Origin of the sequence: Psychrobacter sp. NPDC077938, from assembly GCF_044542635.1 — a bacterium.
Taxonomy (GTDB): domain Bacteria; phylum Pseudomonadota; class Gammaproteobacteria; order Pseudomonadales; family Moraxellaceae; genus Psychrobacter.
This window is the reverse complement of sequence record NZ_JBITUW010000001.1, coordinates 772,324-797,203: the sequence shown is the minus strand read 5'-3', so window position 1 is coordinate 797,203 and position 24,880 is coordinate 772,324. Positions and strand designations below refer to the sequence as shown.

At 41.8% G+C, this 24,880-nt stretch carries 18 protein-coding genes; 2 read left to right on the top strand and 16 right to left on the bottom strand.

Translation table 11 applies throughout. The features are described 5' to 3' along the window. Nucleotides 1-76 precede the first annotated feature (76 nt). A complete protein-coding gene (dnaK, locus tag ACIGBM_RS03375; protein WP_191114432.1) occupies nt 77-2,017 on the bottom strand; it encodes a molecular chaperone DnaK in 1,941 nt (646 codons plus the stop codon). Between the two features lie 183 nt (nt 2,018-2,200). Then, nucleotides 2,201-2,800 (bottom strand): nucleotide exchange factor GrpE, encoded by a 600-nt coding sequence (grpE, locus tag ACIGBM_RS03370; RefSeq protein ID WP_057762215.1) that lies wholly within the window; start codon nt 2,798-2,800, stop codon nt 2,201-2,203. Between the two features lie 433 nt (nt 2,801-3,233). Here grpE and ACIGBM_RS03365 point away from each other — a divergent pair, with 433 nt between their 5' ends. Beyond that, complete coding sequence (locus ACIGBM_RS03365) at nt 3,234-4,643, top strand: alpha/beta hydrolase (RefSeq protein WP_397476741.1); 1,410 nt, start codon at nt 3,234-3,236, stop codon at nt 4,641-4,643. A gap of 48 nt (nt 4,644-4,691) precedes the next feature. Here ACIGBM_RS03365 and ACIGBM_RS03360 read toward each other — a convergent pair whose 3' ends face one another. The 8 genes from ACIGBM_RS03360 to fmt all read right to left on the bottom strand — a co-directional run bounded on the left by ACIGBM_RS03360 (nt 4,692) and on the right by fmt (nt 14,914). Continuing rightward, a complete protein-coding gene (locus ACIGBM_RS03360; RefSeq protein WP_397476740.1) occupies nt 4,692-5,825 on the bottom strand; it encodes a metallophosphoesterase in 1,134 nt (377 codons plus the stop codon). 86 nt (nt 5,826-5,911) lie between these two features. Continuing rightward, on the bottom strand, nt 5,912-6,922 hold the full coding sequence (locus ACIGBM_RS03355; protein WP_397476739.1) for a TIGR01777 family oxidoreductase: 1,011 nt from the start codon (nt 6,920-6,922) through the stop codon (nt 5,912-5,914). A 290-nt stretch (nt 6,923-7,212) separates the two neighbouring features. Next, a complete protein-coding gene (locus tag ACIGBM_RS03350; protein WP_397476738.1) occupies nt 7,213-7,842 on the bottom strand; it encodes an L-threonylcarbamoyladenylate synthase in 630 nt (209 codons plus the stop codon). 117 nt (nt 7,843-7,959) lie between these two features. Continuing rightward, nucleotides 7,960-9,225 carry a DNA-processing protein DprA gene (gene dprA, locus ACIGBM_RS03345; protein ID WP_397476784.1) on the bottom strand — a complete coding sequence of 422 codons (1,266 nt, stop codon included), beginning with the start codon at nt 9,223-9,225 and terminating at the stop codon, nt 7,960-7,962. Nucleotides 9,226-9,300: 75 nt separating this feature from the next. Then, nucleotides 9,301-10,392, bottom strand: a complete 1,092-nt coding sequence (locus ACIGBM_RS03340; RefSeq protein ID WP_397476737.1) for a LysM peptidoglycan-binding domain-containing protein — start codon at nt 10,390-10,392, stop codon at nt 9,301-9,303. Nucleotides 10,393-10,723: 331 nt separating this feature from the next. Next, nucleotides 10,724-12,145, bottom strand: a complete 1,422-nt coding sequence (gene thrC / locus ACIGBM_RS03335) for a threonine synthase (protein ID WP_397476736.1) — start codon at nt 12,143-12,145, stop codon at nt 10,724-10,726. A gap of 46 nt (nt 12,146-12,191) precedes the next feature. After that, on the bottom strand, nt 12,192-13,778 hold the full coding sequence (locus ACIGBM_RS03330) for a transcription antitermination factor NusB (RefSeq protein WP_397476735.1): 1,587 nt from the start codon (nt 13,776-13,778) through the stop codon (nt 12,192-12,194). A gap of 65 nt (nt 13,779-13,843) precedes the next feature. Then, complete coding sequence (gene fmt, locus ACIGBM_RS03325; RefSeq protein ID WP_397476734.1) at nt 13,844-14,914, bottom strand: methionyl-tRNA formyltransferase; 1,071 nt, start codon at nt 14,912-14,914, stop codon at nt 13,844-13,846. A 327-nt stretch (nt 14,915-15,241) separates the two neighbouring features. On the opposite strand from fmt, the gene ACIGBM_RS03320 reads away from it, so the two are divergent. Beyond that, nucleotides 15,242-18,004: a response regulator gene (locus ACIGBM_RS03320; RefSeq protein WP_397476733.1), complete on the top strand. Its 2,763-nt coding sequence runs from the start codon at nt 15,242-15,244 to the stop codon at nt 18,002-18,004. 105 nt (nt 18,005-18,109) lie between these two features. On the opposite strand, the gene ACIGBM_RS03315 is transcribed toward ACIGBM_RS03320, so the two are convergent. From ACIGBM_RS03315 to yidD, 6 genes are all read right to left on the bottom strand, one after another. Next, complete coding sequence (locus tag ACIGBM_RS03315; protein WP_397476732.1) at nt 18,110-18,784, bottom strand: riboflavin synthase; 675 nt, start codon at nt 18,782-18,784, stop codon at nt 18,110-18,112. Between the two features lie 431 nt (nt 18,785-19,215). After that, nucleotides 19,216-20,271 carry a bifunctional diaminohydroxyphosphoribosylaminopyrimidine deaminase/5-amino-6-(5-phosphoribosylamino)uracil reductase RibD gene (gene ribD / locus ACIGBM_RS03310; RefSeq protein ID WP_397476731.1) on the bottom strand — a complete coding sequence of 352 codons (1,056 nt, stop codon included), beginning with the start codon at nt 20,269-20,271 and terminating at the stop codon, nt 19,216-19,218. Between the two features lie 113 nt (nt 20,272-20,384). Beyond that, complete coding sequence (gene nrdR, locus ACIGBM_RS03305) at nt 20,385-20,843, bottom strand: transcriptional regulator NrdR (protein ID WP_057762240.1); 459 nt, start codon at nt 20,841-20,843, stop codon at nt 20,385-20,387. 87 nt (nt 20,844-20,930) lie between these two features. After that, the gene (gene mnmE / locus ACIGBM_RS03300; protein WP_394124746.1) at nt 20,931-22,319 is read right to left on the bottom strand and encodes a tRNA uridine-5-carboxymethylaminomethyl(34) synthesis GTPase MnmE; all 1,389 of its coding nucleotides are present in this window, start codon (nt 22,317-22,319) and stop codon (nt 20,931-20,933) included. Nucleotides 22,320-22,600: 281 nt separating this feature from the next. Next, nucleotides 22,601-24,283 carry a membrane protein insertase YidC gene (yidC, locus tag ACIGBM_RS03295; protein ID WP_102094844.1) on the bottom strand — a complete coding sequence of 561 codons (1,683 nt, stop codon included), beginning with the start codon at nt 24,281-24,283 and terminating at the stop codon, nt 22,601-22,603. 215 nt (nt 24,284-24,498) lie between these two features. Continuing rightward, entirely contained in the window at nt 24,499-24,879 is a 381-nt protein-coding gene (gene yidD, locus ACIGBM_RS03290) for a membrane protein insertion efficiency factor YidD (RefSeq protein ID WP_397476730.1), read from the bottom strand. Nucleotide 24,880: the final 1 nt, after the last annotated feature.

Here is a 24,880-nt window from a genome sequence, read left to right as displayed (position 1 = left end):
AGGAAAACGAGCGTAAGTACTACATTGAGTAGACTAAGCGAGTTTGACGCAGCTAATCGCGTTTTTGGATTTGGTATTATTTTTTGTCTTCGTCTACTTCAGTGAACTCAGCATCAACGACGTCGTCATCAGCTTTGTTGCTACTAGCATCGTCAGCACCTTGTTGGAACTGGCTTGGATCCATACCTTCTGCGCCAGCGCCGCTATCAGCGTAGATTTTTTGGCTGATTGGCAAGAATGCATTGTCTAATGCTTCAAGCTTAGCTTTGATTTCGTCATGGTCATCTTCTTTCGCTGCTGCTTCAAGCTCAGTGATAGCAGATTCTACTGTTGATTTTTCTTCATCAGTGACTTTATCTTCTGCTTCTTTTAGCGCTTTTTGTACAGCATGAATACGACCATCTGCTTCGTTACGAACTTGCGCTAGGTTAGCGAACTTCTCATCTTCAGCAGCATTGGCTTCTGCATCGCGAACCATTTGTTCGACTTCTTCGTCCGACAAACCAGAATCCGCTTTGATTTGGATACTTTGTGCTTTACCAGTACCTTTATCGGTTGCAGAGATGTTCATGATGCCGTCAGCATTGATGTCAAAAGACACTTCGATTTGCGGTAGGCCACGTGGTGCTGGTGGAATATCCGTCAAGTCAAAACGACCAAGCATTTTGTTTTGGTTAGCGATTTTACGCTCACCTTGATATACCTGAATCGTTACAGCTGGCTGGTTGTCTTCAGCCGTTGAGAATACCTGTGATTTCTTAGTAGGAATCATGGTGTTTTTCTCGATAACTGGTGTCATAACACCGCCCATCGTTTCGATACCTAGAGTCAATGGCGTCACATCAAGTAGCAATACATCAGTTTTGTCACCAGACAATACGGCACCTTGAATCGCTGCACCAGCTGCAACTGCTTCATCAGGGTTCACGTCTTTACGTGGCTCTTGACCGAAGAAATCTTGTACTTTTTGCTGTACTAGTGGCATACGAGTCTGACCACCGACCAAGATTACATCGTTGATGTCGCCAATTTTTAGGCCAGCATCTTCAAGTGCAGTCTTACAAGGACCCATTGTACGTTGTACTAATTCTTCAGTTAGGCTCTCTAGTTTAGAGCGGCTGATAGTAACAACCAAATGCTTAGGACCACTACTATCAGCAGTGATATATGGCAAGTTCACTTCAGTACTTTGTGCACTTGATAGCTCAATCTTCGCTTTTTCTGCCGCTTCTTTTAGACGCTGCATCGCAAGAGAGTCACCTTTTAGGTTAACGTCTTGCTCTTTTTTGAATTCAGCAACTAAGAAATCAATCAATGCTGAGTCAAAGTCTTCACCACCTAGAAAAGTATCGCCGTTGGTCGCTAGTACTTCGAACTGTTGCTCGCCGTCTACGTCTGCAATTTCGATGATTGAGATATCGAAAGTACCACCGCCCAAGTCATATACAGCAACAGTGCTATCGCCTTGCTTCTTGTCCATACCATAAGCAAGTGCCGCAGCAGTTGGCTCATTAATGATACGTTTTACATCTAGACCAGCGATTTTACCCGCATCTTTAGTTGCTTGACGCTGTGAGTCATTGAAGTAAGCAGGTACAGTTACAACTGCTTCAGTCACGCTCTCACCAAGATAATCTTCTGCTGTTTTTTTCATTTTTTTCAAGATTTCAGCAGAAACCTGTGGTGGCGCAAGCTTTTTACCGTTGATTTCTACCCATGCATCGCCGTTGTCTGCTTTAGCGATTTTGTAAGGAACCATGCCGATATCTTTTTGCACGACTTTGTCATCAAAACGACGACCGATCAAACGCTTAATCGCAAACAAAGTGTTACTTGGATTAGTTACTGCTTGACGCTTAGCTGACTGACCAACAAGCGTTTCGTCATCTTTATAAGCGACGATCGATGGTGTGGTACGAGTACCTTCAGCATTTTCGATGACTTTAACTTTGTCACCTTCCATTACTGCTACACACGAGTTAGTAGTACCTAGATCAATACCAATTACTTTACCCATAATCAATTGCTCCTAATTTGTTTTTAACTATAAATACTTATTTATCCAGACCGTAGTCGGTCACTTGTTGCTATATATCGGTTTACCCGTCGTATTTTTCAAGGTGATAATCACGCAAAAACTGTGTTTCATGTCATTTTTTGTGAAAAACCTTCATATTAGTAGGGTTTAGCCCTAAAAATATTACTGACCAACACGAACCATAGCTGGACGCAATAGACGACCGTTTAGGCTATAGCCTTTTTGTAAGACCGTACCCACTGTATCTGCCGCTGCTTCTGGGTCAATACCCACTGCTTCATGGAAGTCAGCGTTGAATTTTTCGCCTTGTGGATCGACCACTTCTACGCCGTTTTTGGTCAATACCGCAACCAATGCTTTGTGCGTTAATTGCACACCCTCAGCGACTGGATCATTGGCATCGGCATTTTCGATAGCGCGCTCTAAGTTGTCAACGATGTCTAACAATTCTTTAGCAAATTTCTGTAGTGCAAACTTTTTGCTTTTATCCGCTTCTTGCTCCATGCGTTTTTGCGCATTGTACGCTTCAGCATTAGCACGTGCAGTACCTTCTTTGGCTTGTTTTACTTCGCCTTCTAGCTCAGCAATACGCGCTTTGAAAGTATCAAGGTTGATTTCGTTTTCGATAGTCGTTTCTTCACCTGAATTATTCTGTGGATCAAACTCTTTCATGGTTTCTTCTAAGATACTGTCATTGTGATCAATATTCTCATGTGCCACATTTTGGTCAAGATTTTCGTGGTTCGGGTTTTGCTCGCTCATGATAGCTCCTTGGAATTTCAATAATGAAGATTAAGAGACGGCACAGTAGACCGAATAATTACTGGTCTTACTATGCCATTATTAAATGCTCGATGTTTCTGACTCATTGTTTTTTTAATACGCTTCAATAGCTGCTTGATAAAGGTGATGAGGACAAATTTCAAGCCTAGAGCAAAGGAATTTTTACCATTTATGACAAATATTAGTGAAGTCTGATTAGAGAGATGCATCTAACGTTTTTGTTCCATGTTAATAAATCTCAATATTTACTCACAAAAAGAACAAAAAGCCGCTATTTATTCCCATTGCTTTACGCTTATTAATCAAGCTATTACCAAACGATACCCTATTACTCTGCTAGCTATTTTATCATTGCTATAAATATTATCGCCCACACTCAAATGCACGCTAAAAATCATTTATGAGAGCTGTTATGTCTAATTCAAAAAATTTATCTATCAATACTTTGCTCAATAAAGCATTGATGACATTGCACTTAGCGTCCAAAGAACATCCAACGTCAAAAGAGTCATCGAACCAAGATGTAGAATCTGACTTATTAGGAAAACGTCAAAGCGTTAAAGAGAAAATACTCGCTTATAATCCTGTGGCAAACTACCAGCCGCATACTTTGCACTATGCAATGAAAAGTCTCGGCTACTTACCAGACCCTATTTTAGAAGGGGCGATTGGTTATCTTAAAGGCCCTAACTCAAAACAATATTTGCATGCAAACGCTCACCTGCGTCTCATCTTTGCAGTAAATAGCTACCTCAAAACACCGTTAGAACTAACTCCAATGCCGGAGTTGCGTGAGAGATTTACTGCTGATGCGGTAGCCATGCAATCACCTAGAGTATGGCAACAAGCCAATACGACTATGCTAAGCAATATAAAGCCCTTCACTAAAAAAAGTGATTCACCTGTTAGTTGGAAAGATGAAACGATTTCCAATGCGGATGATGGCGACATGACTGTCCGTTGCTATAAAGCAGGCGGCAAAAAATCTGGTTTTAGAAGAAAACGTATTCATAATCCTGATGAAACAGTCATGCTGTTTTTTCATGGTGGCGGGTTCTGTATTGGTGATGTCGATACACATCATGAGTTCTGTCATGCGGTCTGTGAGCAGACTGGCTGGTCTGTGGTTAGTGTCGATTATCGCTTAGCACCTGAATGTCCTGCTCCCGCAGCATTAAAAGACTGTATCACTGCGTATGCTTGGTTGGTTGAGCACTGTCACACATTGGGTGCATTACCCTCTCGTATTGTCTTAGCTGGTGATAGCGCAGGTGGTGGTTTATCAACTTTGATTGCGCAGCAGCTGACCGCACCAAGCAAAAGCGCATGGGCAGACCTAGGGTTAGATGGACAGAAAATGTTTAATCTATTAGAAAAACTACCCGAACCTCTAGCGCAGATGCCTTTGTATCCAGTCACTGATATTGAGACAGATTATCCTAGTTGGGAGCTATATGGTGAGGGTCTACTATTAGATCATGCTGATGTAGCAGTATTTGATGCTGCTTGCCTAGAGAATAGTCCGCTGCCTCGTTTACACATACTGAACTCACCTATGCTAGGTGATAATAGTAAAGTTTGCCCGACTTATATTGTAGCTTCTGAGCTCGATGTATTGCGTGACGAGGCATTTGCTTATGCAAAGCAGCTAAAAGGTTACGGCGTTGCTGTAGAGAGCTATACTGTGCTTGGTGCACCGCATGGCTTTATTCATTTTATGAGTGTTCACCAAGGTCTTGGACAAGAGACAAACAATATCATTCATGGTTTTAGCAGCTTTGTACGTGAGATCATCAGTACACAATCCCAGTTAGCTGCATAGACCGTTAGTTATTTAGTTAGCCAGCCAATTATTGATTTCTATAACTAATTAATTTGTATTGCCAGATAGCGTAATCAACCAAATCTCTGAGCGCGATCCCAATCGAAACGGAATGCCCCAAAAACCATAGCCAGAGGACACGACGAAGTGTCCTTTACCAATCTGCTCATAGCCATAACCTACTCGATTAATAGCATTTACGATGAAATTAGCGGGGAATACTTGACCGTTGTGAGTATGTCCCGAGACTTGTAAATCTATAGGTAATTGACTGTGATTATCTATATCACTCGGTCTATGGTCTAACAATATCACTGGCTGCGATGTATCTACTTGCGTCAGCAGATCGGTAGTTGCTACACGTTGACGTTTATGATTATCAAAACGTCCAACTAACCATACTGGTTGACCCTCATGCTCGATACAGAGCACATCATCGTTCAACAGTTGTATACCTGCATTTTGCAATGCTTCGCTAATAGGTCGCTCATGACCATATAAATCATGATTACCCAATGTCGCATAGACACCACGTGGCAGACTACTGCATAATTCTGCTAAGTTTTGCTCCATATGATATTCATTAAAGGCATCTGTATTATCATCCATAATATCCCCTGGCATCAGCAGCACATCTGCATCAGAGCGAATCATAAGTTGTTGCAATCTATCTATGGCTTTTACACCAAATAGTCGCCCTATATGCAAGTCACTAGCGACTGCAATACGCAGTGGCTTGGCTAAAGGCTTATCTATATGAATAGACAGCTCGCGTATGACAGGCGCATAGGCACTATATAATGAATAAATAAATAGTCCGATAAATAGGAATAGCGCTAGTACTCTTAGCCCTATAGCCATTTCATTCGATTGGTGCAACGTACTGCCTGATAAAGAAATTACTAGCAGATACCCTCCGTAGAGTAGACTCACTGCCAACGCCGTCAATATCATAAAATGCATGACTAGCATCCACCCACTAATCCAACGATAACTGTTAGCGAATGCCCTTTTTACGCTCAATGCTAATAGGCCATTAGTAATAATAAATACACTCGCCCATATCATTGTCTGTAATGTTGGCGTTATCCAAGGCTGGAGCCACCACTGTATACTTAATACTGTACCCAGACTAAATAGCTGTAATAGCAAAAAGATGGTGAGGAAAAATGCGTAACGCATGGACTGCCCTTAGACATAAATACGGTTCAATAATTGATTATCAGAAGATGGTTTGTAATGTTTCACATGAAACAACACCCATATAACTATTTTTGGTTTTCTAATGCTTGCTGCAGTGTCGAGTGTTTAAATGAATAACCTGCATCCAATAGCGCTTGTGGCAGCACCTTTTGACCATCAATAAGTAACGTGGACATTTCGCCAAACATCAGCTTAAGCAAAAACTCTGGTAAAGTGAAAAATGTTGGGCGATGTAGCCACGAACCAAGTGCTTTGGTAAAAGTATGATTGGTCACAGGATTCGGAGCAGTAAGGTTATACACGACTGTATGTGTATCATTTGCGATACTGTTTGCAGACTTGATAGTGCTGTCACTAATAGGTGTATTATCTTGGGCTAAGCTTTCGATGTGATTAACGTCTGATTCCTTAGTAAGTTTAAGCTGCTGCTCAATAATAAAGATGACCGCATTGACCCAATCTTCGCGGCTGATCCAGCTCATGATTTGTTGTCCATCACCCAACTGACCACCGACACCAAATTTGAATGGTAGCAACAATTTTGCCACCATTCCGCCCTCAGGATGAATGACTACACCTGTTCTGACAATAGCTACAGGAACATCATGATTGGTTGCTTTAAGCGCTAATTGCTCCCATTCATCACATAATGTATTGGCAAAGTCTGTCTCATAATCGCTATTTTCAGTCAATGGCTTGTCGCCTTGCGTACCATACCAACCGATTGCTGATCCGCTTACCAGTAACTTGGGTTTTGTGCTAGCACGTGCGATAAAATCCAATATCGACTGAGTAGGTTTGATACGGCTCGCCATCAACTCTTCTTTTCGCTCATCGCTCCAACGAGAATCAGCAATCCCAGCGCCTGCTAAATTCAGTATGACATCAAAGCTCATATCAGACGTTGCAAGCTCATCATAAGTCATCATATTGATATCATCGGGATGTGATTGACTGCTATTACGAGTTAGCCAAGTAATCGCCACGTCTTTATTTTGCGCGCAAGACCGTGCTAGTAGCTCTCGACTAAACGCACTTCCCAAAAACCCTGAACCACCGCTGATCAAAACCTTCATACCCTACTCCCTATATGCCTCAAATATCACCACTATGACTTATCGTTGAGTTACTTATTGTTGAAGTACTTATCGTTCAATAAAAACTAGACTGTTATAACCATCGTCTGCTTTTTTGTGGTTTTTATCAAAACGACTTTTACATGCTTTTGGTAAAGGAGGGTAGAAAAATAGGCAAGCTAGCAAATAATTAATCTATAAACGCTCACGTAAATAAAGCACAGCGACACCTATCACTTTGCATTGCAAGCAATCGCATCTGGGAAGTTCAAGAGTTTTAATAGACAACGCTATCGAACGACGAAACCTGTCGTTGCGTCACGAATTTGGCTAGGTAAGGTATAACCCAATGTATCGCCCTGCAAGTAACCAATTTGCTCATCAAAATAAGCATAGGCGGCCTCAAAAGTGCTAGCAGGTATTTGACCTGACGGGTTGCAGCTTGTAGAAACCAATAGACCAAATGGGTTCTCTTCACTGACCATCTGTTGGCAAAGCTGGCGAACTGTAGGATGCGAGATAACTCGAACAGCAATAGTCTGATGCTGGCCGGTAATCCAAGTGGGCACAGTACTCGCAAGCGACTGAGGAATCGGTAATAACCAAGTATGTGCTTGGCGATTTTGCTGTTCATCTATACTATCGTCTGTCTGCCAACTATCAATAACCTTTTGACGCTGAACATCATCTAAAGAGGCTAGCAAAGGTGCTAAGCGAGACACACTATCAGTAACAACTATCATGCCTTTGGCTTGTGGACGTTGTTTGATATCCAAAATACGCTGAACAGCTGCTTGGTCATAAGGGTCGCAACCAATACCCCAAACGCTTTCTGTAGGATACGCGAGCAGTTGCCCTTCTTTTAGCCACTTAGCAGCTTGGATAGCGGAATCAGTAATAAGAGGTGTAGGTTGGCTCATGACTTAAATGGTTCGTAGAAGTAAATTCTAATAATACCACAAGAGGGATATTGTCTAGGAGAGACTATAACTAAGGGCTATCTATGGCAGTGTCTAATAAGGAATATTTACGATACTTTAAACGCGTAAATATCGTCCACCTTGTTCGCTGATGAGACCCATTAACTCAAGCTCCATTAGCTGACCAATCAACTGCGGCGGTGCAAGCTTGGTTGCACTAATAAGCGCATCTAAATCTTGCCCATGCCAGTCAAGCTGCTCATAAATTGCAGCTAAATTCTCAGGCACAACGACTGTGCTGCGCGCAGGCTTTATCTCAGAGGATGGTTGCTGGCTAGTAGATTTGATTGATTTTTTCTCTATCTCAAACGCATCGGAAGTCTGAGTGATATTAGAGTGATTGCTATTAGAGTGATTACTATTGAAAGTAGTAGCGTTCGCTGTTCTATAAGCGCCTTTATCATAGTCAAGCTGACCGTTGACGTCTTCTAGTACTTGCTGAGGATGATAAACCAAGGTCGCACCTTCACGTATTAAATGATGGCAACCTTCTGCATTGCTATTGTCAATATGACTGGGAATGGCAAAGACCTGTTTACCTTGTTCAGACGTGAGACGTGCTGTGATAAGCGAGCCGCTTTTGATTGTCGCTTCCGTTACGATGGTCGCGAGACTCAGCCCAGCTACCAAACGATTGCGACGCGGAAAAGTATGTTTATGCGGCTGAGTGTGTGGTAGTAGCTCACTAATAATGCAGCCACCTTGCTCAACAATTTGAATAAATAACTGATCTCGATGATTGGGATAGTTCACATCGATCCCCGTACCCATTACACCAACCGTCCGTCCATGATAGTCAGGGTCTGCCTGTGCTAATGCACCTAAATGTGCGCGTTTATCTACACCCATAGCTAGACCGCTAGTAACGATATACCCTGCTTGCGCTAAATACTGCGCCATATCAAACGTGATTTTTTGCGCATGCGCGGTGGGTTTTCGGCTACCTACTATAGCGATTTGTGCTTGATGTAGGCGCGCGCTATTCCCACGATAAAACAATAAAGGCGGTGGGTCGTAGATTTGTGAAAGTTGGGCAGGATAATCGGCGTCATCAGCGAATAGCAAGCCATAGCGCCCATCTATCAATGCTAGCTGAATCTTATCGATATTGGCGAGTGTTTGCTCTGGCTGTTCATGACGTTTGAGATGGGTATGGTGAATACCGAGCTGCTTCCATGCCTCTACTTTGGCTTGCCAAGCAAGCTGCGGATAACCGAAAGAAGTGATCAGTTTGTGATAAGCAGATAACGACGCATTCACCTCGTACCACAGCGCTAAGATAGCGCGCTGATCGTCGGATAAAGAAGAGGTGACTGCCGTCATTGTCATCTGTCTCGTATAGGCAAGCTTAGATTAGTATTTATTTCAATATATTGCTTAATACAGCCTTATAGCTATTTATAAATAAGGAGGTGGTAATAACTGATCGCCAATATTAAGTGGTAGCTCAGAGTCTAGTACATAAGCATAACTGATGTGGTCAAAGGTATTAAAAACCATTACCATACCGCTAGGCTCGTTTGGTAGACGGACTGGTGTGTCATTATCTTTAGTATCACGTACCAAAGGCCCTTTTTGATAAACCGTCAGCACATCACCAGGCTTAGCACCTTGTAAGCTACCCAAATTGATGGCGACCACACTCCCCTTCGCAGCCGAGCTGATAGAGTCCATCACACGTACGATCATACCGCCGCGACTAACACTTGCAGGCGTTGGATAAAAGACAGGAGGAATAGCGTTATCTAACTCTACGAATACGCGATCCCCTTCACGTACTTCTTTGCCATAACTATCAATAAGCTGTAAGCTAGTCACACCATTACTTTCTGTAGAAGTAACAAGACCAGTCGCTACCTGAGTAACTTCTAAACCCATCACTTCTTGCGTTTTGGGGTCTACATATAGCTCACCCTCACGGTAGACTCCGTAACGCTGACCCACGATAAGCGGTACGCCTTTAGCATAGACTTTATCACCGCTCGCAGTAATCAAGTTACGGTTTTTAGAAGCCAAAATATAAGGCGTGGTATTAAAGTCTTGAGGATTAACGATAAGTGTTTTATCAAGCCAATGCTGAATAGCAGATAATGGAATAGGAGGAACACTGTTAGCCGTCGAGGTAAGAGCCACAGTACTTGTACTTACATTCCCAGTAAGCTGCTTTTCAACGCCAGCACAACCTTCACCTGTATCAACACCAATTAGCGTTTTACCTTGAATCACACAAAGGATGAGAACATCATTAGGGTAAATAAGGTTTGGATTTTTAATTTGTTTATTAGTGGCCCAAATTTCTTTCCAACGCCAAGGGCTATCTAGATAACGACCTGAGATATCCCATAATGTATCGCCTTTTTTCACGATATAACGATTGGGGGCATCTGCCTTGATAGTAGGTGGTGGATTGTTTGCGTGGGCTGTGGTCATCAACATGGCACTACTAAACGTCGTAATTAACAGTGCTTTTGCTATCTTTTTTAAGCTCATCTTCATCGTTATATCCACAATATGTACCACTGTGCTTATCATAAAGAACCGTACTTAACTTATCACTGTAAAAACACTTTAAATTAATAAAAATTTAACTATATCAGTAACTTATTAATAAAATTCTTATGAAAATTACAGGGTAACTGTTCAGTGTAATTGGCTAGAATAATTCCTAAAAAAGCGCCTAGCACGATGATGACTTGCTGACGCCGTTTCTAATATTACAATTATATCTACCATAACACAATCATAAACACTTTATTACAATGGTGTAACTTTTACACGGATACTTTTCCTTGTTGATAAGAAGCCTAAAGACCGTAGTTACTTAAGCAGAATTCGGTGCGACATGTTGGCGAATTTGTTCAGCAACCAGTTCAGCCTTGTTTTCCAGTACCACTACGTGCTGTGATAAATCTTCTAACCCTTCAGTATGTGCTGGGCGAGCGATATCTATCTGACCAATAGCCTCAACAATAGTGTCCGCAAACTTAACGGGTAATGCTGTCTCTGCACAAACGATGATTTCGCCATCTAGCTGTAGCTCTTTGGCGACTTTAATTCCGTCTGCGGTATGTGGGTCAACCAATTCACCATGCTGCTCATAAAGCGCTTTGATAGTCTGCAAGCGGTCGCTATGAGTAGATTTACCAGCAGCAAAGCCATAGCGATTATTAACTGCTTCCATTAGCTCAGATAAATCGAAACCTTGACCAGATTTCACCCCTTCAAATAACTCATGAACGCGTACGCTGTCTTTTTCTAATAGCAAATAAACAAAACGCTCAAAGTTAGATGCTTTTGAAATATCCATCGACGGACTAGAGGTTACGTAGGTTTTTTCAGTCGGACGTGGTTGATAAGCACCTTGGTTAAAGAAATCATTCAACACGTCATTTTCATTAGTTGCAACAATCAGACGGTCAATTGGCAGTCCCATTTCGCGAGCGATGTGACCGGCACAAATATTACCGAAGTTACCTGATGGTACGCTAAAGCTGACTTTTTCATCGTTGCTCGTCGTGACCGCAAAGTAAGCTTTAAAGTAATAAACAATCTGCGCTAGGATACGACCCCAGTTAATAGAGTTTACCGTGCCTAGGTTATAAGCGGCCTTAAACTCAGCATCTTGCTGTAGCGCTTTAACGATGTCTTGGCAATCATCAAACATACCATCGATCGCAATGTTATGAATATTAGTATCCGTCAAGCTATACATCTGCGCACGCTGGAATTCACTCATTTTGCCATGCGGTGACAGCATAAAGACTTCGATATTTTCTTTGCCACGCAATGCATACTCTGCTGCACTACCCGTGTCACCACTGGTCGCACCAATGATCGTAATACGCGCGTCTTTTTTCTTAAGCACATATTCAAAGGCATTGCCCAAAAACTGCATGGCAACATCTTTAAATGCCAATGTCGGACCGTTTGATAATCCTAGAATATATAAGTTATCTTCAAGTTTGCGGACAGGAACAATCTCTTCAGAGCCAAACACCTCGGCGGTATAAGTACGCTCAATAATATCTTGCAAATCAGCCATAGGAATATCAGTGGCAAAACGCTGTATAATCGCCATCGCAAGCTGCGGATAGCTGAGCGTACGCCACTCATCAAGGGTTGTACTATCGATATTCGGATAATGCTCAGGCAACATCAAACCACCATCTGGGGCAAGACCCATCAAAAGCACATCACTAAAATCCATCGGCGCTGTCTGACCACGGGTACTGATATATTTCATTAGATTGTCCTGTCTACAATAATGTTGTTCAATAGTTAAAAATGGTTTATTCAGCGGTTTTTTGTAGCAATGCATAATAAAAACCATCGCCACTCGCGCTATCAATCGGTAAGCACTGACGACCGATTGCTTGTTCGATACCCCAGTTGCAATCTTCAGTAAACTCGATCACTACTGCATCATTATGATGAGTGATAAAGTCCTGCATTTGCTCGACGTTTTCTTGCTTTAAGATGGAACATGTCACGTACAGCAAATAACCACCAGCTTTGAGTTGTGGCCATAAGTTATGCAAGATATCTGCTTGCAACAGTGCCGTTTGCTCGATGTCTTCTTCAGTACGTAAGATACTGATATCTGGATGACGACGTATCACGCCAGTCGCAGTACAAGGAGAATCTAATAATATCGCATCAAATACCGGCTCATTTGTCGCCGCTTTTTTATTTTTGCCATGCTGCCATCTGGTCGCATCTGCACAGACAATGTTCAATCCAATGCTGTTATCTGCTTGCTGCAAATCATGCTGACTCAGATTTAGGCGCTGTAAATTCTCACGAATACGCTCGATACGTGGTGCTTCGTTATCGATAGCCGTTACCTTGATATCAGTAATCGCAGGTGACGTTTCAGATGATATCTCATTATTGTCTTGTTTCACGTGAAACAACGATGATTCATCATTAGCGCTTATAAGCTCTAACCAGTGAGCCAATTTACCACCAGGTGCTGCACAAGCATCTAGAATATGTATCTCATTATTCGTATTTTCCGTATCAGATTTTTCAGCGCTAAGTTTAGCCATCAATGCTTGATTAATAATTGGTGCAGCGAGCTGAGCATGCATGTCTTGTACGCTAGCCGTTCCTAAGGCGAAATCAGGCAAAGCGTTAACGGCAGTGCTTTGATGTAGTCTAAGACCTTTGGTTGATAGCGTGGTAGAAGTGGCAGACTCTGATGAGTTTGCTACATTAAAACCAGTCGTTAGCTCGACGATATCTGCATCAATTTCTGCGCCATCCAATGCATGCTGATAATCCTCTACCGAAGTAACCGCCGAATTCACTCGTAAAAACATCGGTGCTGGTTGGCGTAAGCCTTGTGTCAGCTCATCATACTGCTCGCTCCAATCTTGCTTAAGCTGGTAAGCAAGCCAATTTGGTAGACTATGTTTTTTATCGCATTTCTTACGGAATTTGCTTGGATTCTTAGCGACTTTACGCAAAATAGCATTTACTAAACCAGTCGAGTGAGCGAATTCAATCTCTTTGGCTGCTTCAACGGTTTCATGAATCGCAGCATGGTCAGCCACTTCTAAATATAGCAACTGTACTAAGCCGACTTGAATAGTGGTACGCACTTCAACTTCGTCGATAGGGTTGTCTGCTAAGCTGTCGAGCAAACGTGCCAGTGCGTACCACTGGCGCAATGTCGTGAGCAGTAAGGCATGGGCGAAACCTTTATCGCCATCGTGCAAACTATTCAATAATGGATCAAGGACGCTTGAGAGCGACTGACCATTTTGAATAGCCAGTAAGGTGCGAATCACACGCACGCGTACGCTGCCATTCATAATAAGATTGCTTGATGGTTTGAGCTTATTGTTTCTAGGCGCAGTACTGTTTTGTCTCATTAAATTTCATTTCCTTGACGTATGATCGATAGCGTCTTGTGCAAGTAGGTTAAATATAAGTAACGTTATTTTGTTTCTGACGTAAATTGATCGCCGTCATTTAATTGGTTGCCATGGCAAATTTGTTCAGCTGTCATTGGCTTACCACCTGCAAACTGCAAGTGAGTAATAGCTAAAGTGGTGGCTGATGATTCAGCGTCACTCTCTTTGCCACAAGCGACTAAGATCGCTTTTCGTCCGACACTGATAACCGTTCCAGCAGGTTCATTGGTTTGCTGCGATGTATTTACAGGTAAGCTAGCCAACACTTTGACGCGCTGCCCTGCTAGGAAAGTATAAGCACCTGGCCATGGTGTCAGCCCACGAATTTGGCGTTCAATAGTGGCAGCAGGCTGCGACCAATCAACTTCGCCTTCGGTTTTGACCAGTTTTTCAGCGTAGTTGGCTTGACTATCATTTTGAGCAATAGCTTGAGCTTGATAAGCAGCTAAATCTTTTAGCACCGTACTAATGGCTGTCGCACCAAGTGCAGCCATCTTATCATGTAGGCTAGCAGCGGTATCATCAGAGGCAATACTTTCGCTAACTTTATAAAGCATGTCACCTGTATCAAGACCTTTGTCCATCTGCATAATGGTAATTCCTGTCTCATCGTCTCCGGCCAAGAGTGCTCGATGGATAGGTGCAGCACCGCGCCAGCGTGGTAACAGTGAAGCGTGAATATTCAAGCAACCATGAGTAGGCGTCTCTAATACACCGATAGGTAGGATCAACCCGTAAGCGGCGACAATCATCACATCTGGTTGGTAGGTGCGCAGAGTTTGCCTAGCAGCCAGCCCTTCTGCACTAGACTTTTTAAAAGTGACTGGCTGCTCTACAGCGATATCATGTGCCAATGCAACTTCTTTTGCCGCGGAGGCTGACAGTTTTTGACCACGACCTGCTTTACGATCAGGCTGCGTGTAAACAGCGACTATCTCTATATTCAGCGCTTCTTGCTGCTTAATTAATGACTCAAGGCTAATAGCAGCAAATTCAGGCGTACCCGCAAATACTACCCTTAATCGGTTAGTAGTTGGGTTATCATGGTCAGTAAGCGAGTTGGATGTATCAAAGGTAGGAGCAGTTGTAGTCATAATCATGCATTATATAAGGTTTATTTGTTCATTATAGGTGAGTTTACGGCGCAGTGCCATGATTGTAATGACCTCACTTCATGATAACCAATGACATTATTTGCCTTTATAATATCAAGAACATCGAACGTTCTGCTTATAGTTTTTACAAAACAATTTGGTGTTAATAGCCACTCTTTATAAACAGTAAGCCGTTATTCTGCTATAAATAGAAGGTAACACTAGAAATGTTAGACAATTCAACTGTCGTATAATTCACCTACTATATGTAGAAACTTCGTTTTTATTTCACTATATTTTTTCGTGTCGAGATAGGGCCACGCTTTCATGCAACAGTTTCAGTCCTTACAGCGCTTATTGATTTTCTATACCTTGTCTCTCACGGTTATGTTACTGCTGTACTATGTCACACTGTTTGATGGGATGAAAAAACATAGTGAGCAACATAGCATAGACACTTTTTATGCCCTACAGCACAGTATTATTGAGCATGCAGCGCCTGTAGATAGTGAAATAAAAAAAATCTTAGAACAGCCTACTTTTGATCAACTGAGTTATCAGCTGATTTTAATGATGCCTTCTGGGCAGACCTATATTCATCATAATACTCGTCCTAATGAATCTGCTTTTTCTACCGTTGCTTTCCCTACCATCGGTACATCAGCTTCTAGCAGCGACCATAGCTCTTATACCGTCAATAGTAATGAACTAACAGGAATCATTAATCTAAAAAGCGGACATCAGATTTATATCGTATTACGCCACGAACCTTTTGTTATCGATTGGATATCTTACCGTTACTGGCTTCCTTTGATGGTCGCCATCGTACTATTTTTCATGGCATTGCTCTATATGCTCAATCGTCGAACCAACTGGGAGCAATTACTGGTTTATACGGATAATTTGAGTAGCCGCGCAAAAGAGTCTTATACGCCGCCGCCGTTTCTACAAAAGAAATCTACTACCGAGTTCATGCTGTTAGGTCATGCGCTAAGTCGCGTCAGCTACCAACTACATAATGACTATCGGCGTATAAAAACATTGACTCATCGGTTAGAACGTCTGGTTGATCAGGCACCCTTACCGATGTTGATGAGTATACGACATGGTCAAATTAGTTTCTATAATCAGCGTTTTGAGCAAGTATTTACCCCTCCCACACAGAGTGAACAGAGCTATGAGCTGACTGATTTCGTTGAAGGGAAAGACGAGGCCACTCAAATACTCTTAAAAACAATCTCAAGTTTACGCGTTGCTCGCACACTCATGGTTTATGGCTTGGAGAATAAACAAGCCTACCAACTACACGTAACACCATGGTTCGGTGAACATGGGCAAGTTCACGGTTTTACTGTGATTTTTAATAATGTCGATGAGATTTTCCATCAATCTGAACAATTACAGCTGCACAACCAACAACTGCAATTACAAATTGATGAATCAAACGAAGCCCAAGCATTTATAGGTCGTAAGTTAAGGTTACCACTAGAGAAGATAATTGATTCGTTGGAACCCATCGACCCTTCAACATTGACGGCTCAAGGCAAAAAAACTCTAAATACATTGATTGCAACCAGTCAAAGCATGTTGACTGTGCTCAATGAGACGCTAACAACAGAGGAAGTTGAAGTCCGAAAAACACGTCTAAGTATCGAAACGGTTGATATTTATAAGGTAAGCAAAGAGGTTAGCAATTTAGTCACACAAGAAATAAGACAACAAGGGTTAGAATTGATCTATTTCTTTGCGCCGGACTGTCCTCGTTACATCGAAACCGATTACATTCGACTGCACCATATCCTATTAAACTTATTGAAAAACGCTATTAGTTTTACAACATCAGGCTATGTCGCGCTCACTGTTGATCGTGTATCTGAAGATAAAGTAACGCGAATAAGTAATCAGCATTTAACTCCTAACAATGACACGACAATGCCTGCGCAGACATCTTATTGGATTCGGTTTAGCGTAAAAGACACTGGAGTAACTATTACTCCTGAGAGACAAAATCAATTAGTCAATATCTTGAATCAAAACAGTGAGCAAACCAATCATAACTTAGTTGAAGACAGTAATATTGGATTGAGTAATGCCAATAGCTTTGCTCAGTTACTCGGCGGTTTCATCGAACTAAGTAATGCGGTGGATAAAGAAACGATATTTAGCCTCTACCTTCCTTATCCTCATGCCACTTATCAATCGGTATATCATCGTTGTTCGCAGCTGCCCCATATTCACCTTATCGCTATCATCAATCAGCCTCTAGTTGCTGAACATTTACAACGTTTGTGCGAGTACTTAACGATATCCGTGACTATCTACAGCACTTTAGATAGAGCGACTGTACAGCAGCTAAAAAATAAATTAAAACAAGATGAGCAAACCGTCATTCCTGTCTTGTTATTAGATTATGAATACAGCGAATCCATCACCTTATCAGCTCATGCGAGCAACAAGTATAGTGAGCAACAAGAGGTGTTAAACGACCTAGTCGCTACGCCTTCACTACCGAAGATATTACTTAGCATGAAACTTGAAAGGCATATACCTTCTACTTTACTAGGCCAATATGATGGATTTTTGACCAAACCCTTGGACGCAAGTTTATTACTTTCTGAACTGCTACGTTTGACCTTGTTTGCAAGGAAAACGCTAAACATACTGGTCAAACATCAATATGAAAGCAGTCTATCTTTTGTAGAAGATATACCTAAGAAAGAAATCTTGTCTCCACTGATTTTGGTCGTAGAAGACAGTCCTACTAACCAAAAGATAGCCTGTAAGATGTTAAGTAAACTTGGTTATCGTAGTATTGTCGCAGAAGATGGACAGCAAGCTCTCGAGAAACTCGAAAGCCAACGTGAAGAGATTTCTTTGATTTTGATGGACTGCCGAATGCCCGTTATGGATGGCTTGCAAGCCACACAAGTGATTCGTTCACGAGGTGATAAAATACCGATTGTGGCGCTAACTGCAAATAATACAGAAGAAGATCGCGAGGCTTGTATGCAAATTGGTATGGACGAGTTTTTATCCAAACCCATTAGTAAGAAAGACTTAGAATCTGTTTTGCAGAGTTTTATACAGTAAATCTCTAGTGCAAATAAAAAATACCCTATCGATATCACTTAATCAAAATAATATCGATAGGGTCAAAAACTTGGTGCGAGGATAATATTTCGGTAAGCTTAGTTGTTATTTCATAAACCCATTATCGGCCAAAAATGCTTCTGTGATTTGGCTTTGCGGGCTTGACGCGTTCATACCGCCAGATTGAGATTTATTTAGTAGACGCTCTAGATAACGGGCAACGATATCTACTTCAATATTCACTTTGTTGCCTACTAACCAATGCTTAGCGATATTCGTCACTTGAGCAGTATGCGGAATGATATTTAGAGAGACAATATTGTCACGCACTAAATTGGTCGTCAGACTAATACCATCTACGGTAATAGAGCCTTTGGTCGCTGTATAGTGCGCTAGCTCTTGCGGTATCTCAATCTCAATATAGATAGAACGAGCATCTTGTTGTAATTTGCTAACGACCCCTACTCCATCTACATGACCGGCGACGATATGACCACCAAAACGAGTCGTTGGTAGCATGGCCTTTTCTAGATTGACCGTATGACCTGCTTTTAAACCTTCTAATGCTGTTCTAGCAATAGTTTCACGTGAGACATCAACAGAATAGTAGTTACTTCCGAGCTCCACCACAGTTAAACAAATACCATTTGATGCAATAGAATCGCCTAGCTTCACATCACTGAAATCTAAGTCATCAGACTCTACTGTTAAACGTATGTCACCGCCTGTCGCCTGCATAGATTTAACTTTTCCAATGCTTTCTATAATTCCAGTAAACATATTACCCTCGTCTCATTACTGTATTGCCTTCATAGGCGAATATTTTAGTTTATCAAATCATCTATCAATTCTTTATCACAACTTGTTCAAATAACTGACAGTGAAACATCGTTGGACTTGACCTTTAATAGGATATATTGTGGATAAGTATGGATAAATCAATAGAGGTATAGCTAGAAGCCGCTATAAATACATAGTTATCCACAATAAATGTAAATTTTTCATGGTACGCATTCATCTAGAAAATAAAATCTAAGTTGTTGATTTAAAATAATATTTATTAGAATACTTAAGATAAACATATCTTATCTGTTTCATGTGAAACAAAGTTATACACAGTTCCATGTGAAACACGTAAACCAATAACTAATTCATCCACATTTTGGGCTTATTATCAGAACTCATGGACAACATACTTATTTGAAAAATATTTATAAAGGTAATAAGGTTAATTTGAGATCTGGACCAAGCTGCTGATGACTTTCTATATCAAACCGTAACTGCTGAGCAAGGGACATAGGATTGAAATCAACCATTGGACGAGCGTCATCACCAAGCAAGCAAGGTGCTTGATAAACGATTAACTCATCTACTAACTGTTGACTCAAAAAGCTACCTGCAACGCTAGCACCCGCTTCCACCAACACATCATAGCACTGGTGCTCACTGACTAACTTAGCCAACAACGCTGGCAAATCATCTTCATTCCAATAAATAGTATCTGGATGCTGACACAGCTGATACTCAGACTGTAGGCTGTGCTTTAAACGCTGACGCCTATCAAGTATGACTATTTTAGGGTTAGGTATTTTCTCAGTTGGCACGTCCAATTGTTCTGAGCGTACATTGAGCTGCGGGTTATCAGTTATTACGGTTTCACTACCTGTGATAATCGCACCACTTTGTGCTCGTAGTTTTTGTACATCTTCGCGGGCAGCTGTCGAGGTAATCCACTTTGATTCACCAGATGCCATCGCTGTACGGCCATCTAAACTGGTTGCTATTTTCAATCGTACATATGGCATTTCAGTGCGCATGGCTTTTAGAAACCCACGGTTTAGTGCCTCTGCCTGCTCTGTCAGGACACCGACTGTTACCTCAATGCCAGCTTGCTCTAATAGTTTCACACCGCGACCTGCGACCTGCGGATTAGGATCTAGACCTGCAATCACAACGCGCTTCACCTTCGCGGCAACCAACGCCAATGCACATGGCGGTGTACGTCCCGTATGACTACATGGCTCTAATGTAACGTAAGCAGTTGCCCCTGCTGCCTGTGTAACAGCCTCTTTCAGCGCAAACACTTCTGCATGTGGCTCACCAGCTTTAGGGTGAAACCCTTGACCAACAATCTGCTCTGCCTGAACAATAACGCAGCCTACTGCAGGATTCGGTCTAGTAGTATACAAACCGCGCTTCGCTTGTTCAATAGCAAGCATCATAAAGTAGCGGTCTTGTGCATCTTGAGCATGGCTTTGAATAGACATAAGGCTAGGCTTAATAAATGATTGAAGGTTCTATATAAGAAAATAAGCTTTGAAAACTGATTGATAACTAGGAATCACTTATCAATTAGGGCTTACTTAAAAGCTTACTTCGCTTACTTTTCATTTGGACGAATATTGGCAATTTCTTGATGAAATGCATCGATATCTTGAAAGTCGCGATACACGCTAGCAAAGCGTACATAGGCGACATCATCCAAAGTTTTGAGTTCACTCATGATGATTTCACCCAAGACTTTACTACTGATTTCTCGCTCACCCATCTGCCTAACACGCTTTTCAATACGACTAATCATCGCCTCTTGTTCATCGATAGTGATAGGACGCTTTTGTAAGGGTAGTAAAATAGAACGGCGCAGCTTTTCATTATCGTAAGGTTCAATCTTGTTGCTTGATTTGATAATCCTTGGCATGACAACTTCTACCATCTCAAAAGTCGTGAAACGTTCTTGGCAGCTGTTACACGAACGGCGTCGACGCACTTGTGCCCCTTCCGCAGCAAGACGTGAGTCAATAACCTTGGTCTCTGACGCATTACAGTACGGACAGTGCATAGCATTTCCTTATTTTACGATTGAGAATAAGAGCAGTGTTTTTACAATGGTTCAGGTTATTGGATAATAACAGAAACCACTTACCAGTTATTTACCAATACAAAAGCTGCCGAATATCTTACCCAATAAGTCATCAGCACTAAACTCACCTGTAATTTCACCCAAGCTCTGCTGTCCCTGACGTAAGCTATCAGCAACCAACTCACCTGCTTCGAATACGGTTAATTGTTCATGGGCTTCTGCCAAGAAATTAGCTGTCCGTCTAAGCGCGTCTAAATGTCTGGTACGAGCGATTAAGCTATTTTCTGGTGGATGAAAGCCTACTTTCTCACATAGTGCTTCAACCAAATTATCAATACCAACCCCTGTTTCACATGAAACATTAACTTGCTGATAACCTCTATTCTTGATTTCAGCTTGAGTCTTAGCAGCACTTTCTTCTCTATTATTATCGCTCAATAAATCACTCTTATTAGCGATAATTAGTAAACGTTTAGCTTCTGGCAGTTCACCAAATAACTGTTCAGCAAGCTGTAACGGTGTGCTCTCTTCTTCAACATCGCGAGTCACATCATAGACCATCAATAGCATATCAGCCTGCGTGATGGCAGTACGGGCACGCTCAATTCCGATACGCTCTACAGTATCTTCTGTCTCACGTAGGCCTGCTGTGTCAGTCAGATGTAGCGTCAAACCATTTAACACAACTGTCTCTTGCAGCGTATCACGTGTAGTACCAGCGACATCAGTCACGATAGCACGTTCTTGTCCTGCAAGACGGTTGAGCAAGCTAGATTTACCTGCGTTTGGCCTACCTGCTAGCACGACATGGATACCATCGCGCAAAAGCTGACCTTGCTTTGCCGTTGCTAAAACTTGTTGTATCTTATTTTGCGTTTGCTCAAGCTTGCTTTGTATGACGCCATCAGACAAAAAGTCCACATCCTCTTCATCAGGAAAATCAATCGCTGCTTCAACATGTAAACGAAGATGAATGAGTTGTTCTAATAACTGGTTAATCTTCTGTGAAAACTCACCGCTTAGTGAGCGAATTGCACTACTGGCCGCGGCAGCACTGGTCGCATCAATCGCATCGGCAATTGCTTCTGCCTGCACCAAGTCCAACTTATCGTTATCAAAAGCACGGTAAGAGAACTCTCCTGCACTTGCTTGCTTGGCACCTAGCTCAAATACGCGCGCGAGCAATTGGTTTTGTAAAATAACACCACCATGCCCTTGCAGCTCAATAACGTCCTCACCTGTGAATGAATGCGGACCTTTGAAAAATAAGACCAATCCCTCATCAATGACAGTGCCATCAGCCTGATAAAAACGACAAAAGCTGGCCATCCGCGGGGTAAAAGCAGACTTACCTGTTAGAGCGCATGCCATGTCGTAAGCACGACTACCTGATAGACGTATGACACCCACACCTCCTCGCCCAAGCGGCGTTGCAATCGCAGCAATTGTGGCCAATCCAGATGTATTAGATTTTTCAGAAGAATTAGGTACGGCTAATGCTGTCTCTAAGGAATCCACAATGACTCTCAATGTTTAAAAGCTCCATTATAGACGTCTGAACTCATACTGACAAAGCAAACTTTGAAAGGTAGCCGCATCAGACATATTTTCGTTTCAATGTTTATAAGCTGTGGATGATGTTGATAAGCTGTGGATAACATTTATCACTTGTCCACCACCTATAAAAAAACCACCGCTTGCGCGATGGTTTTTTTGTATTTCTAACTAAAAGCTAGTTAATCGACCACTTTTACCGTACGACGCTTCTGCTCTTCATCAACTTTTTTATTGACGATATATTGCTGAGTCATACTAAACAAGTTGTTAACTGTCCAATATAAAACCAAACCTGCTGGGAAGAATAGCATGAATGCAGTAAAGATAATCGGCAAGAACTTCATGACTTTTGCTTGCATCGGATCTGCTGGCTGCGGGTTCAACTGCTGCTGTACAAACATTGATGCACCCATTAACAACGGCAAGATAAACCATGGATCCATCGCTGACAGATCTTGAATCCACAAAATCCATGGTGCGTGACGCAGCTCAACACTCTCTACCAATACCCAATATAAAGCCAAGAAAATAGGCATCTGCATCAAGATAGGTAGACAACCTGCCATCGGATTGACTTTTTCTTCTTTGTATATCGCCATCATTTCTTGCGACATTTTCATACGATCATCGCCATGCTCTTCTTTGAGCACTTTGAGTCTCGGCGCAATGGCACGCATTTTAGCCATCGAGTAATAGCTCTTATTAGAGAACCACATTAAGGCAATTTTTACTAAGATAGTCAGTAAAATAATTGACCAACCCCAGTTACCAACAACCTTATGCACACCTTCCAAGATAGCAAACAAGACCTTTGATATTGGCCACAGCAGACCATAATCAACTGTTTTGTTAAGGCCTACCGCAACGTCTTTTAGCTCAGACTGAACTTTTGGACCTGCATACAGTGTTGCATTTAAAGTAACTTGCTTGTTTGGTGCTACGTTCACTGGTTGGCTATTGAAGCCGATAAAGTAATCACTACCTGTTTCACGTGTGAAGAATTTGCCAGTGAAGTTTTCAGGCGTCCAAGCAGATACAAAGTAATGCTGTACGATACCAACCCAGCCTTTATCGCTAGTTGTCGTCAATTCACCATCACTAAAGTCACCAAATTTCAGCTTATTATAAGGATCATCTGGTGTACCCCAAGCACCGCCTAGATAAGTCGCCATGCTCAGCGCGCCTTTATCAGACATACCAGGATCTTTACTATCATCACGCTTTAATTGCGCAAACATCTGACCTTGCCAAGCATTGGTAGACGCGTTTTGGATCTGATAGCTAATATCGATTGGATATTTATTTTCAGTGAAAGTGAAAGTCTTGGTGATCGTCACGCCGTCTTTTTTGTAAGTAAGCGGCACTGACAACGTTTGCTGTCCATCTTCCATCACATAATTGTTAGCAGTATGGCTATAAGTCGCTCTACCTTCTGCTGTATCAATACCGTTCTGACCAATAAGTCCAGATTGAGCCACATACACACGGTTACTATTGTTTTCTAACAATACGAAAGGCTTATCGCTATCGAGCGTTGCGTCATACTGCTTGAGCGCAGCATAAACAATATCACCACCTTCTGGATTGATTTTTATATCATAGCGATCAGTTGTTACCGTGATTAGACCAGCGTTTTTCGCAGGAGTCGCTGTCACGGCACTGTTATCCACAGGTAATGTCTGTACCGGGATATCACCTGCTGCACCAGTAGTAGAAGGAATGTCAGCACCTACCGAACTCGTAGTTTCTGGCACCGCATCTACAGCTGGAGCATCGGCATAATCATCTCGCCATGCCAAAATCAGCAGATAAGCGGTAATTAGCATCGCAATGATGATCATCACCCGAAATATCTTTTGCATAAACCTTTCCTAGATTAAAAAATTAGGGAATGAAAAATTAGGGCATGTGTCATGACTGTACTACACAGCTGTCCTGTCACATTGCAACTGCATCAGTAGTCATTTACATAAAATGTGCATCATTTTACTAAAAATCTGTCTCAAATGATACCAAGAGTGTGGATAACTTGTGGGTAACTCAATAGAGTATCTATCTGAGACTAAAGATGTCGACTTTATGTTGATTTCATCAAATAATTAAGCTGTGAAGCATAGCTAGTAATGTCTCGATAGACACCCAAACCCTGATTGTCAGTATTTGGTATATCAGTCAAAGATATGTATTGATATATATAAGAAGCTAAGGGTAAGGGTACAAAGTCTATACCATGCCCACCTAAAGGGTGACACCTACTAAGACGTTTTAACAACAACCAACCACCCTTACGGGCACCATGCCATGTTAAAGCTTGTTTGCCATAATTTGAGCATGTTGGATAATAGCGACAACGAGCAGGTATTATAGGACTAACTATTTTTTGATATAAAATAATTAAATTAAAAAATATTTTATAAAAAAATTTATTTATAAATATTCTTTTAAAAAAAATATTCATT